Below are 13,514 nucleotides of genomic sequence, written 5' to 3'. Positions count from 1 at the left end.
ACTCAAAACAATGAAATTTCCTGGTAAACGCAAATCTAAGCACTATTTTCCGGTTAATGCCCGTGACCCTTTATTGCAACCGGCGCAAACAGAAAATGAAGTGAGCACCTCTTATATCGTTGGTATTGACCAGACGTTGGTTGATATTGAAGCCAAGGTTGATGAGGGATTTATTGCCCGTTATGGTCTGAGCCAAGGGCACTCTTTAGTGATTGAAGATGATATCGCTGAAAACCTTTATCAGGAACTAACCGCTAATGGGTTGATTACTCATGAGTTCGCTGGCGGAACTATTGGTAATACGTTGCACAACTATTCTGTCCTTGCTGATGATCGTTCCATCCTGTTGGGCACCATGTGTAGCAATATTAAAATTGGCAGTTATGCCTATCGTTATCTGTGTAATACCTCAAGTCGCACCGATCTGAATTATTTGCAGGCAGTTGATGGCGCTATTGGCCGCTGTTTTACCTTGATTAGCGATAATGGTGAGCGGACTTTTGCGATAAGTCCGGGGCAAATGAATCAGCTACGCCCTGAAAGTATTCCTGAAGATGTGATTGCGGGAGCTTCTGCTTTGGTGCTGACTGCTTATCTGGTGCGTTGTAAGCCAGATGAACCTATGCCGGCGGCTACAATGCAGGCTATCAGTTATGCGAAGAAACATGATGTTCCCGTCGTGATGACCCTAGGGACGAAATATGTTATTGCAGATAATCCGCAGTGGTGGCGTGATTTTCTCAGCGAGCACGTCTCTATATTGGCGATGAATGAAGATGAGGCTTATGAACTTACTGGCCTGAATGATCCGTTGATGGCTTCTGATATGGCATTGAATTGGGTGGATTTAGTGCTTTGTACTGCCGGCCCGAATGGGCTTTATATGGCAGGATATACTGAAGAGGCGAATAAGCGCCAAACACAGCATCCATTATTACCTGGCGCTATCGCAGAATTTAACCTGTATGAATTTAGCCGGGCAATGCGCCAAGAGCATTGTGATCATCCATTACGTATCTATTCTCACATTGCGCCTTATATGGGCGGGCCTGAGAAAATAATGAATACCAACGGGGCAGGGGATGGTGCATTGTCCGCTGTGCTGCATGATATTGCGGCTAATGGCTATCATCGTAATAACGTTCCGAACTCTAGCAAACATGTGCGAAGTTACCTTAGCTACTCCTCGTTGGCACAAGTGTGCAAGTATGCTAATCGGGTCAGTTATCAGGTATTAAACCAGCATTCGCCGCGTTTAACACGTGGCTTGCCTGAACGGGAAGATAGTTTAGAAGAGTCGTACTGGGAGCGGTAAGATACCCGTCATACTTCAAGTTGCATGCGCGTTGGCTGCTCTTATTACTCGGCCCATCCTTGGGCCTCGCAAGGCGAGGCCGCTGCAAGCGGCGTTCAAATCTGCTCCCGGCAGATTTGTCACCTTAGTCACTTACTCGTGTAAGCTCCTGGGGATTTGCTTGTAGCTGCCTTCCCGCAACTTGCATTATTTAGAGTATAAAACTTCAGTTATAAACACAGATATGTTTTTAAATCGGGCAAACTGGCATTTTATCTTCTTCGGTCAGCGTTTCTATTTTTAGCATATTAAGCATGCTGTTGGCGATTTCACGTTCTCCCATAACAACCTGGTTAGCGCCGCGGTCTGAGATATAAACCACTTCATCGTCATAATGGGCGCGGGCGATTATCTCAAGATCTGGCCGCTTAATTCTGGCTGATGCGACAATTTCACCGGCTTCGTAGCCATTTGGAATCGTTAATAGGAGCCAGCGGGCACAATCCAGACGCGCCAATGACATAATATCTGCGCTTGCAGCATTACCTAATACCGCATTAATACCTTGTTCACGTAAGGCTTCTACACGCGGGCGTGAATTTTCTACGACGACCAGCGGGATGCCTTCTGCGTTAAGTTTTGCCCCTAATAAGCTACCTACCCGGCCATATCCCACCAATAATGCATGGTTGCATAAGTCGACAGGGATCTGTTTTTCCTCCTCTACCGCCTCTTCCAGTATCAGATCTTCCATCGTTTCATTCTTGGCTAAATAGCGATCCAGCAAGGTGAAAAGTAACGGGTTGAGCATGATAGAAAGAATCGCCCCCGCCAGCACCAGATTACGGCCATGTTCAGACATTAAACCAAGAGAAATACCCAGCCCTGCCAGGATAAAGGCGAACTCTCCGATTTGTGCCAAACTGACGGAAATGGTGAGAGCCGTACGTTTTGAGTGACCAAACAACCGCACCAGTATGAAAGCAGCCGCTGATTTACCAAAGATAATAATGGCCAAGGACACTAACACCGCTAATGGTTCTCGCAGTAAAATCATCGGATCGAATAACATGCCGACTGAAACAAAGAACAGTACGGCAAAGGCATCACGCAGCGGCAAGGTATCTTGCGCGGCACGGTGGCTCAGCTCCGATTCATTTAATACCATTCCAGCGAAGAATGCACCGAGAGCAAATGATACGTCAAACAGCCCTACAGCGCCGTAGGCTATTCCAAGCGCCAACACCAAGACTGCTAACGTAAAGAGTTCTCGTGAACCGGTACTGGCTGTTTTAGCCAGTATCCAGGGCACCAACCGGCGGCCGACTACAATCATTAGGGTTATGAACGCGATCACTTTACCAATAGTAATGGCTAACTCTGTAAATAATTGGCTCAAACTGGTGGTTTCGTTGCCCATGACTCCGGCAAACGCGGGCAATAATACTAATGTCAGTACCATTGCTAAATCTTCGACAATCAGCCAACCGATAGCAATCTGCCCTCGCTGACTATCAATCAGTTGCCGTTCTTCCAGTGCGCGCAGTAATACCACAGTACTGGCGGTTGATAGACATAACCCAAAGACCAATCCGGTGACCAGATCCCAACCTAATAAATGGGATAAGCCCATACCAAGTAGAGTGGCGACGGCTATTTGTGCCACGGCTCCGGGAATTGCGATAGCTTTTACTGCGAGGAGGTCTTTAAGCGAGAAGTGAAGTCCGACACCAAACATCAACAAAATAACACCAATTTCAGCCAGTTCGGGTGCTAATGAAGTATCAGCAACAAACCCTGGCGTGAATGGCCCGGCAAGCACCCCTGCGGCAAGGTACCCCACCAGGGGTGAGATGCGCAGGCGGTGGGCCAGAGAGCCCAAGAGGAAGGCGAGAACAAGGCCTCCGACGATCGTGGTGATTAAGGGTGTTGAGTGGTGCATCCAGACTCCTTCTTGTTATACCTGCCATCTTTCAAATTGCAGGTGTGTTGGTTACGTTCGTTACTCGGCCGATCTTTGCTAGGCCGCTGCAAGTAGCGTTTAAATCTACTCCCAACAAATTTGTCACTGGCTTGCCGCCTTTTGAATGAATATTGGATATGCGGAGCAGCAAGCATTTCACAACAATGCCACCAGTTTATTGTATTTATGCGATCAATGCGCGATAAAATTCATTTTTTATCGATAAAAGTCTGGTTTGGCATGGAAATTGTCTGAAGTGGTTATTTGTAGGGGATTTGCGGTTTTCATCAAGATTACACAGGGAACTATCCCGACTAAAGTAACGCTCTCAGTCGGGATTATAAGGCTGTTACTATTACTTATCTTCTATATTAGGCAGTAAGGCCGTAAATATCCCCAGTAATGGTAGGAATGCACATATTTGGTAAACCAGCTCAATACTGGTTAAATCAGCAACATATCCTAGTACTGCCGCACCTAACCCGCCCATACCGAAAGCAAAACCGAAGAATAAGCCGGATACCATCCCCACTTTCCCAGGGATTAACTCCTGTGCATACACCAATATTGCAGAGAAGGCTGATGCGAGGATAACGCCGATGATCACAGTTAAAACCCCAGTCCAATACAAGGAAGCATAGGGTAAAATAAGGGTAAAGGGGGCTACACCCAAGATTGACCCCCAAATAACATATTTTCGCCCTATCCGATCACCCAAAGGGCCGCCAATGATGGTGCCAGCAGCTACGGCGAATAAGAAGGCAAATAAATGTATCTGGGCGTTTTGCACTGAAACACCAAACTTATGCATCAGATAAAAGGTGTAATAGCTGCTAATGCTGGTCAAGTAGAAGTATTTAGAGAATATCAGCACCATCAAGATTACTAATGTGCTAATCACTGTCTTTTTAGGGAGTACTTTTGCTGATGAGACTTTTACGATTTTGCCATGTGTCATTTTTTGCTGCTGCTGATACCACTTGCTGACTTGCAGTAGCACCACAATGGCCAGTAATGCCGCGAGGGAGAACCAGCCAACATTGCCTTTACCGTAAGGAGCAATAAGGATTGCAGCTAATAGTGGGCCGAGAGCACTTCCGAAGTTGCCGCCAACTTGGAAAACGGACTGGGCCAGACCATGACGACCGCCGGATGCCATGCGTGCTACCCGTGATGATTCAGGGTGGAATACTGATGAACCGGTGCCAACTAGCGCTGCCGCCAATAAAACCACTGGGAAAGTGGTTGCCATCGCCAGCAGCAATATACCTGATAAGGTAAAACCCATACCAATTGGCAAAGAGTAGGGTTGGGGGTGTTTATCGGTATAAAGCCCTATCAAGGGTTGTAGTAGTGATGCGGTAAGCTGGTAAGTCAGCGTGATTAGCCCTATCTGAGCAAAACTCAGTGAAAACTCGGCTTGTAATAAAGGATAAATCGCCAGAATCAGCGATTGAATCATATCGTTGAGCAGGTGAGATACGCTAATAGCACCCAGTATAGAGAAGGATGTACGTTTTACAGCGGCAGTAGTGGAGGGTTGGAATCCAGTCTCAGAACGATCGGTCATAGTGAGTATTCGCCTAATAATTTTCACTGTTAATAATATGCTGGTAACGAATACATATTATGCAGATCGAATGATTTTTACTACATCTGACATAATTTGATATATATTCCAAAGTCATGAAATTCATCTACAAATCGTCACATTACAATGCGAGTTATGTCACGGTATGGTCTTGATTTATCGTGCTATTGATATGCATTACACTCTTTTCACTCATTAAGCCGGTATTCATCGGGCCGGTTTTTAACGACTACATGGAGATTTGCCATGCGTTTTTCATTACCGACCACAGCATGTGCCTTGGCTGTGTCGCTAGCGTTCGCCCCTGGATGGGCTGCTGCCTGGGAAAAAGATAAAACTTACGATATCACTATATTGCACACTAATGATCACCATGGGCATTTCTGGCAAAACGATCACGGTGAGTATGGTTTAGCGGCGCAGAAAACGGTCGTCGATAATATTCGCAAACAAGTTGCAGCCGAAGGTGGAAGCCTGCTACTGCTGTCAGGCGGGGATATCAATACCGGTGTGCCTGAATCTGATTTGCAAGATGCGGAACCTGATTTTCGGGGGATGAATCTGGTCGGTTATGACGCGATGGCCATCGGCAATCACGAATTTGATAACCCACTAAGTGTGCTGCGCCAACAAGAGAAGTGGGCAACCTTCCCGCTGCTATCGGCCAATATTTACCAGAAAAGCACGCAACAGCGCTTATTTAAGCCTTATGCCTTGTTTGATAAGCAAGGGGTGAAAATTGCGGTAATTGGTTTAACGACTGATGATACTGCCAAGATCGGGAATCCCGAATATTTCACCGATATTGAATTCCATGTCCCGGCCGTTGAAGCAAAGCAAGTCGTCGATCAACTGCGAAAGACCGATAAGCCTGACATTATCATCGCCGCTACCCATATGGGGCATTACGATGATGGTAAGCATGGTTCGAATGCTCCGGGTGATGTAGAGATGGCACGCAGCCTTCCGGCGGGCTATTTAGATATGATAGTGGGTGGTCACTCGCAAGATCCGGTTTGTATGGCCAGTGAGAACCATAAGCAGGCTGATTATGTTCCCGGTACACCTTGTGCTCCTGATCGCCAGAACGGAACCTGGATTGTTCAAGCTCATGAGTGGGGTAAATATGTTGGCCGTGCCGATTTTAAATTCCGTAATGGTGAATTGAAACTGGTGAGTTATCAGTTAATCCCCATCAATTTAAAGAAAAAAGTTGAGAAGGCTGATGGTACCAGTGAGCGGGTCTTTTATACCCAAGAGATCGCGCAAGATCCATCGATGCTGAAGCTACTTACGCCTTTTGAAGAGCAAGGTAAGGCGCAGTTGGATATTAAAGTCGGCAGCGTCAATGGCAAGTTAGAAGGTGATCGCAGCAAGGTTCGTTTCGAGCAGACCAATCTGGCGCGGGTGTTACTGGCCGCGCAAATGGAACGAGCCGGTGCTGACTTCGCCGTGATGAGTGGTGGTGGGGTGCGTGACTCTATCGACGCCGGTGATATTACGTATAAAAATGTGCTTAAGGTCCAGCCATTTGGTAATACGTTAGTTTACGCCGATATGAAAGGCAGTGAGATCGAGAAGTATCTGGCCGTGGTGGCAAATAAAAAAGTCGATTCAGGTGCTTATGCACAATTTGCTAATGTCAGCTTGGTCGCTGATGGCAATGGCGTCAGTGACGTGAAAATACAGGGCAAGCCATTAGATCCGAATAAAACGTATCGTCTGGCGACTCTGAGTTTTAATGCATTAGGCGGCGATGGTTACCCGAAAATCGATACCCTACCGGGCTATGTGAACACCGGCTTTATCGATGCTGAAGTATTGAAGCAGTATATTGAAAAACACTCTCCACTGGATGCCAGTCAGTATCAGCCGAAAGGTGAGATTGTTTATAAGTAAGGCGTGAAGCTGGAAGCCTCCATTTGGCAGTGGAGGCTTCTGGTGATTTGCGCGCGATATGTGTGCAGCGCGCTACGGGTCTGTCATGCAATAAATCAACTAATCCCGTTTGGCAATATCGGCAAAGCTGCCTTGTAGCAACTGGCATAAATCTGCTGCTGCCAATTCAATATCTAAACCCCGCTTGCCACCGGAAACAAATATAGTGGCATACGTCTGTGCCGGGCTATCGATCACTGTTGGCAAGCGCTTTTTCTGCCCTAATGGACTGATACCACCGACTAAATAACCGGTGGTGCGCTGCGCCAATTGTGGGTCAGCCATCTCCGCCTTTTTGGCACCTAAAGCACGAGCCACCTTTTTCAGATCAAGCTGAGTGGCGACGGGGGTAACGGCAACCGCCAGATTTTTGGCGTCACCATTCAAGGCGACCAGCAAGGTTTTATAAACCTGATCGGCATTAAGCCCCAACTTTTTAACGGCTTCATCGCCAAAGTTAGTTTCTGCTGCGTCATGGTGATAAGCGTGCAATGTGAACGGAACTTTTTGTTTTTCCAGCAAAACGACTGCGGGGGTCATAATAAACGTCCAATTAAAAATGAAAATTCATTCCAGTGGATTATCCTACACCCAATTATTGCGGTAGGGTTAAAATTAACCTAATAAAATCAAGGTCATTATGATGAGTTGCTTGAGTCATGATGAATGTAAGTTGCTAATCTAATCGTGAGGTTGCTACCCTGTACCTGCAGCTCATATTATCCGCAAGGAGTGTGGGCGCTTAATAACTAAAATAATGAAAATTCCTCTTTGACTGGCCGATAGCGATATCGGCCTTTTTTTTACTTTTATTTGTGATTACTGTACGCCGGGTTGCAACAAATCAGGAAGATTGCCCTCGCCATACAGATGCAGTGCACCTACTGCAACCACATAACGCCCGGTGGGTAACTGTTCGAGCTGCTGTTGCCAGCGTTTATTTCGTTGAATCATCAGTACGTCGTATAGGTTTTGGCTAAAGGTTGGCGCCAGTGTAGTTAGGTTATTGGCTGGGTGATGCTCTAGCCACCAGCCAATCATGGTTTGTAGCAGGCGTGCGTTGGTGTGCCAATGGGTTAGTGTATCAAGCAGCAAAGACATACCGTTATCAGGTAATGTCTCCAGTAAATCGAGCTGCATTTGTGTTCCTTCCAGCTCAATAACTCTTTTTTGTTGCGCTGCTGCCGCTTTCAATAATTGATAATCGATGCCGTACTCCCCGCGCAACCCCAAGCGTTGAGCCTGGCGAGCCTGTAGCATCAAGGCAACCTGCCATGCCGGTAGAAAGGCCATCGTGTGCGGATCCGTGCTCAGCTCTTCGCAGCGCTGTAGCAATTGCTGATATGGCTCCTCAGGTAATCTATCGATTAATGGTTCGCTAAGGGTATCGTTACCAAAAGGTGAGGAGGCATCGGTGATATCCGCTTCGACGATAAGGGCATCAGCCTGATTCAATTTATTCAGCAACTCGTGGGGGAGGGGGAACATGCCCTCGGTCCCCATATGAATGCTGCCAACCATATGGAAGTGGCGTTCGCCGGGTAAGGTGATATCCAACGCCGGATAAGGGTAGGTCGCCGGTGTCAGGATACCGAGAAATTTTGCAATGCGGCGTAATAATTGGCCCATATCCATGGGGTTCCCTTTTTAGCATTTTTTAACATGCTAAACGCTAAATGGCGCACATGAAAGTATTGTGCGCCATTAGGTTATACTCTTTGTACTTGAAGCCGCAGGGTTGTTAGCTGCGTTAGTTACTTGGCCCATCCGTGGGCCTACCTGCAACGCCAATGACTTTGAGTCTATTGGGCGCGCTTATTGCTTCGGTTTAAAGCGCAGCAAACGGTTAGCGTTGCTGACCACGGTAATGGATGACAGCGCCATAGCCGCTCCAGCTACCACCGGGCTAAGTAATGTTCCGGTGAACGGGAACAGAATACCCGCTGCAATCGGAATACCCAATGCGTTGTAGAAAAAAGCACCCAATAGGTTTTGCTTCATATTACGCAATGTTGCTTTGGAAAGTTCAACAGCATCCGCCACCCCATGCAGGCTGTGGCGCATCAACGTGATAGCCGCAGTTTCAATTGCGATATCACTACCACCGCCCATGGCAATTCCAACATCAGCTTGTGCCAGTGCGGGGGCATCATTGATACCATCGCCAATCATGGCCACTTTGTGCCCGGCGGCTTGCAGTTGCTTGATAGCCTCAGCTTTACCCTCCGGCAACACACCCGCGATCACCTGATCAATACCGGCTTCTTTGGCAATGGCATTGGCGGTAATAGGGTTATCACCGGTTAACATCACCAGGCTGTATCCCAGCTTATGCAATCGTTGCAGCGCGCTGACACTGTCGCTGCGCAGTGGGTCGCGGATCGACAGCAATGCCGCGGGTTTACCCATCGCGGTGAGAATAACCGGAGTGGCACCACTTTCGGCTTGCTGCTGCATGAGCGATTGCAACTCACGGGTATCAATGCTCTGCTCCTCCAGCAGACGGTTGTTCCCTAGCAACAGCGGAATGCCGTCAACTTCACCACTGACACCCAAGCCGCGTAAGGTGCGGAACTGACTAACTGTAGCCAGCGTCAGCCCTTCGGCACGTTGCAAAATAGCACGAGCCAATGGGTGATTAGAGCCAGTTTCTAGTGCTGCGGCCCATTCCAGCGCTTGTTGTTCACTGACACCGTTAAAGGTATGAATTGCCACCACTTGCGGGTGACCTTCTGTTAGCGTGCCGGTTTTGTCGAACACCAACGTATCGAGATTACTGGCTTGCTGCAACGCATCGGCATCACGAACCAAAACACCAAACTCGGCCGCCCGCCCGACGCCAGAAATGATAGACATCGGCGTCGCCAGCCCCAGCGCGCAGGGACAAGCAATAATGAGCACCGTGGTAGCGACCACCAGGGTGTACACCAACTGAGGTTGTGGCCCGAGGAAATACCAAATCAGCCCGGCGATAACAGCAATTGCCACCACGGTTGGTACAAATACTGCAGAGATTCGGTCCGCCAATTTGCCGATTTCTGGTTTACTGCTTTGCGCCTGACGAACCAGTTTGATGATACGCGCCAGTGTGGTTTGGCTACCAATGGCATTGGCGCGGAACAGTACTGACCCATCCTGTACTTGGGTACCCGCATGTACCACATCACCTGCTGATTTTTGTTGAGGGATAGGTTCGCCGGTCAGCATGGCTTCGTCCATCCACACTTCGCCTTGCACAATTTCACCATCAACCGGTACACGGTCACCGGTAGTCAGGCGCAAAGTCATGCCTAATTGGACCTCAGCCAAAGGGATCACTTGCTCGCCTTCGTCAGACACCCATCGTGCTGTTGGTGGTGCCAGATCCAGCAATCGCTCCAACGCATTGGATGAGCGCTGTCTGGCACGTTGTTCCATCGCATGACCAAGGTTAATCAAACCGATGATCATGGCACTGGCTTCGTAATAAAGATGGCGCGCTTCCATCGGGAAAACATCTGGCCAGATATTCACCGTGATGGAATAAAGCCATGCCGCCCCAGTACCTAGCGCCACTAAGGTATCCATGGTGGCACTGCCATTTTTCAGGCTGACCCAGGCGTTGCGATAAAAATGTCCACCTGCAAATATCATCACCAGCAGAGTAATAACCCCGACAATAAGCCACGGTGTCTGGGTTTCGGGGGTTAGCGTCATACTGCCGCCAAATAACCCCCATCCCATCAGTGGGATACCCAGCAGCAGGCCCAGCGCTGCTTGCCATTGGAAGCGCTTCATACTGGCTTGGGACATCTGTTGCTGACGTGCGCGGCGCTCGCCTTCGTCTTCAATAATTTCCGCGCCATAACCGGCATTTTTGACGGCTGCGATTAAGGCGTCATTACTTGGGGTACCGGTGACTAACGCGCTACGTTCCGCCAAATTGACACGCGCAACCTCAACCCCATCAACCCCTTCCAGAGCATGTTGTACTTTGGATACACAACTGGCACAGCTCATTCCGGTTAGTAATAACTGGACGCTATCGATATCCGCCACTGTGGTTGGTTTAGCATTAATATCACTTGTTACTGCCGGAATGGTTGAAGAGGCCGCTGCCTGATATTCCGGCTGAGATGGGGCTGAGTGAGTCAGCGGCTCAGTTTTTGGGGATAGGGCACCTGACAGTGCGGCGTGATAACCCGCCTGTTCCACTGCGCTAATTAGCACCTGTGGATCTGCTTTGCCATACACTTTAGCGCTATCCACACTTACCACGGCGGCAATCACACCGGGAACGGCTTCCAGCGCTTTGCGTGTAGCTTCAGTACAATGACCGCAACTTAAGCCTGAGAGCTGTAATTGTGTATCGGGTGTTTGGGCTTCTTCTGCCTGATAACCGGCTTGCTTGACGGTATCAATCAACGTATTGATATCGGCTTCACCGGTCACTTTGGCGTAGTTGACATCGACTTCAGCATGATGAATATCTTCACGGCTTTCTAACGCAGTTTTCACTCGTTTGGCACAATTCATACAGGAAAGGCCATGCAAGGCCAAGACTGTGGTTTGCAACATAATTAACCCCTTATCGAGTAACCACTTATCCGTTAATTTCGTCGGGATAAGTTTAGTTGGTAATCCCAGTCACATCGCTTATCTGCGGTGATAATGGACTGCTCCGCAACTTTACGCTGTACAGATTTTATTCCGCTTGACTGACATCGTTATTTTCACTAATTATGGAGGTTAAACCTTCCAGCAAGGGGAAGGTCAAGGGGAAATATGAACATAAGCGATGTCGCAAAAAAAACCGGCTTAACCAGCAAAGCCATTCGTTTCTACGAAGAAAAAAAACTGGTAACGCCGCCGATCCGCACCGATAACGGTTATCGCAGCTACAGTGCCAAACACATTGAAGAGTTAACACTGTTACGTCAGGCGCGACAGGTTGGTTTTACACTGGATGAATGCCGTGAGCTACTGGCATTATTTCATAATCCGGCCCGCCACAGCGCGGATGTGAAAGCGGCGACGCTGCTAAAGGTAGCGGAAATTGAGCAACATATTGATGATCTTAATCAGATGCGCTTGCGCTTGCTAGCACTGGCAGATGAGTGCCCTGGGGATGATGGCGCTGATTGCCCGATTATCAATAATCTGTCGGGATGTTGCCACTCGGCAGATAAGCAGGTTGTTGATAATAAGAAGAACGTTGCCATTAAACGGAAGGTTGTGAGTAAACAAGAGACAGTTAGTTAACTGACAGGCCGCTCAACTGACGGCCTGCCGGTCAATATGCTACTTATGATGATATAGGTATCAGTGATGGATGGCGCGGACATGCAAGGTATTGCCTTCCACTAATATCACTTCAACTTCGGTACCAATACTTAGCTCGGTCGCGCAATAAATACGCCAACTACTGTCGCCAACCCGCATGCGACCAAAACCATCAATGGTCGGTTCGGTCAATGTTGCCCGCGTACCCAATAACTGATGAGTACGTTGATTCAACATCGCAGGTTGTGGTTTGGTGCGTTTACTCAGCCAGTACCACCACAGGAATGCAGCGACCACTGTCAGGACGGAAAATAGCACGCCTTGCATCTCCCAGCTAAAGGGAAATAGCCAGACTAACGCGCCCACGACTACGGCGGCAACGCCGCTCCACAGCATATAACCACTGGCACCTAGCATCTCAGCGGCCAGTAACAGCCCGCCGAGAGATAGCCAAAACCAACTTGGATTCGCGGCAATTTCCTCCAGCATGGTTATTTACCTCGGCTGTTTTTACTCTCGCCAATCAGTTCGGCAATCCCGCCGATAGCGCCCATCAGGCTGCTAGCTTCTAGCGGCATCATAATGACTTTGCTGTTATTAGCGGAGCCGATGTGTTGCAGTGCGTCGGTATATTTCTGTGCCACAAAGTAGTTAATGGCTTGAATGTCACCGGCAGCAATAGCCTCAGAAACCATTCGGGTGGCTTGGGCTTCAGCTTCAGCGCCACGCTCACGGGCTTCTGCCTGCAAGAATGCGGATTGACGCTCACCTTCAGCTTTCAGAATCTGTGATTGCTTCTCACCTTCAGCACGCAAAATTGCGGCCTGACGAACCCCTTCGGCTTCCAGAATATCAGCACGTTTAGTACGTTCCGCTTTCATCTGAGCATTCATCGCAGAAATCAGTTCAGCCGGTGGGCGCACGTCACGGACTTCAATTCGGGTAACTTTAATGCCCCACGGGTTGGTGGCTTCATCCACAATATGCAGCAGGCGGCCGTTGATGTTGTCACGTTGGGACAACATTTCATCCAGCTCCATGGAACCTAAAACAGTACGGAAGTTGGTCATGGTCAAATTGATGATGGCCGATTCCAAATTGCTGACTTCATACGCTGCTTTTACCGGGTCAATAACCTGGATAAAGCAGACGGCATCAATCGCCACGTTGGCGTTATCGCGGGAAATGATCTCTTGGGATGGGATATCCAAGACTTGTTCCATCATATTGATTTTACGACCAACACGATCCATAAATGGCACAACGATGTTCAAGCCTGGCATCAGGGTTTTGGTATAACGGCCAAAACGCTCGACAGTCCACTGAAAACCTTGTGGAACGATTTTGATTGAGGAAAACACCACAATCAGTGCAACAACGATAAGAACAGGGATGACCGTAAACATATTTAACTTCCTGTCAGCAATAATATTTGTTTCTTAATATTACGTGACGGGGCGCTAAAT

At 48.4% G+C, this 13,514-nt stretch carries 10 protein-coding genes; 3 read left to right on the top strand and 7 right to left on the bottom strand.

Going from position 1 to position 13,514, the window contains the following annotated elements; translation table 11 throughout:
* Nucleotides 1-10 precede the first annotated feature (10 nt).
* Nucleotides 11-1,315, top strand: coding sequence for an inosine/guanosine kinase (locus EL015_RS15705; RefSeq protein ID WP_005182364.1), 1,305 nt, complete (start codon nt 11-13; stop codon nt 1,313-1,315).
* Nucleotides 1,316-1,544: 229 nt separating this feature from the next.
* Here the strand turns inward: EL015_RS15705 and ybaL are convergent, their stop codons facing one another.
* Complete coding sequence (gene ybaL, locus EL015_RS15700; RefSeq protein ID WP_032905624.1) at nt 1,545-3,236, bottom strand: YbaL family putative K(+) efflux transporter; 1,692 nt, start codon at nt 3,234-3,236, stop codon at nt 1,545-1,547.
* 376 nt (nt 3,237-3,612) lie between these two features.
* On the bottom strand, nt 3,613-4,827 hold the full coding sequence (rosA, locus tag EL015_RS15695) for an MFS transporter RosA (protein ID WP_032905625.1): 1,215 nt from the start codon (nt 4,825-4,827) through the stop codon (nt 3,613-3,615).
* Nucleotides 4,828-5,094: 267 nt separating this feature from the next.
* Here rosA and ushA point away from each other — a divergent pair, with 267 nt between their 5' ends.
* Entirely contained in the window at nt 5,095-6,747 is a 1,653-nt protein-coding gene (gene ushA / locus EL015_RS15690) for a bifunctional UDP-sugar hydrolase/5'-nucleotidase UshA (RefSeq protein WP_005182369.1), read from the top strand.
* 99 nt (nt 6,748-6,846) lie between these two features.
* On the opposite strand, the gene ybaK is transcribed toward ushA, so the two are convergent.
* From ybaK to copA, 3 genes are all read right to left on the bottom strand, one after another.
* Complete coding sequence (gene ybaK, locus EL015_RS15685) at nt 6,847-7,326, bottom strand: Cys-tRNA(Pro)/Cys-tRNA(Cys) deacylase YbaK (protein WP_005182371.1); 480 nt, start codon at nt 7,324-7,326, stop codon at nt 6,847-6,849.
* 279 nt (nt 7,327-7,605) lie between these two features.
* A complete protein-coding gene (locus EL015_RS15680; protein ID WP_032905741.1) occupies nt 7,606-8,415 on the bottom strand; it encodes a TraB/GumN family protein in 810 nt (269 codons plus the stop codon).
* 186 nt (nt 8,416-8,601) lie between these two features.
* A complete protein-coding gene (copA, locus tag EL015_RS15675) occupies nt 8,602-11,343 on the bottom strand; it encodes a copper-exporting P-type ATPase CopA (RefSeq protein WP_005182382.1) in 2,742 nt (913 codons plus the stop codon).
* A 207-nt stretch (nt 11,344-11,550) separates the two neighbouring features.
* Here copA and cueR point away from each other — a divergent pair, with 207 nt between their 5' ends.
* Nucleotides 11,551-12,027, top strand: a complete 477-nt coding sequence (gene cueR, locus EL015_RS15670; RefSeq protein ID WP_005182384.1) for a Cu(I)-responsive transcriptional regulator — start codon at nt 11,551-11,553, stop codon at nt 12,025-12,027.
* 60 nt (nt 12,028-12,087) lie between these two features.
* Here the strand turns inward: cueR and EL015_RS15665 are convergent, their stop codons facing one another.
* Together EL015_RS15665 and EL015_RS15660 are read right to left on the bottom strand one after the other, a co-directional pair.
* On the bottom strand, nt 12,088-12,537 hold the full coding sequence (locus EL015_RS15665; RefSeq protein WP_005182387.1) for an NfeD family protein: 450 nt from the start codon (nt 12,535-12,537) through the stop codon (nt 12,088-12,090).
* A gap of 2 nt (nt 12,538-12,539) precedes the next feature.
* Nucleotides 12,540-13,454, bottom strand: a complete 915-nt coding sequence (locus tag EL015_RS15660) for an SPFH domain-containing protein (RefSeq protein WP_004704953.1) — start codon at nt 13,452-13,454, stop codon at nt 12,540-12,542.
* Between the last annotated feature and the right edge of the window lie 60 nt (nt 13,455-13,514).

It is taken from the genome of Yersinia intermedia, assembly GCF_900635455.1.
In the GTDB taxonomy this organism is placed as follows: Bacteria; Pseudomonadota; Gammaproteobacteria; order Enterobacterales; family Enterobacteriaceae; genus Yersinia; species Yersinia intermedia.
This window is presented reverse-complemented; position numbering and strand designations above follow the sequence as displayed.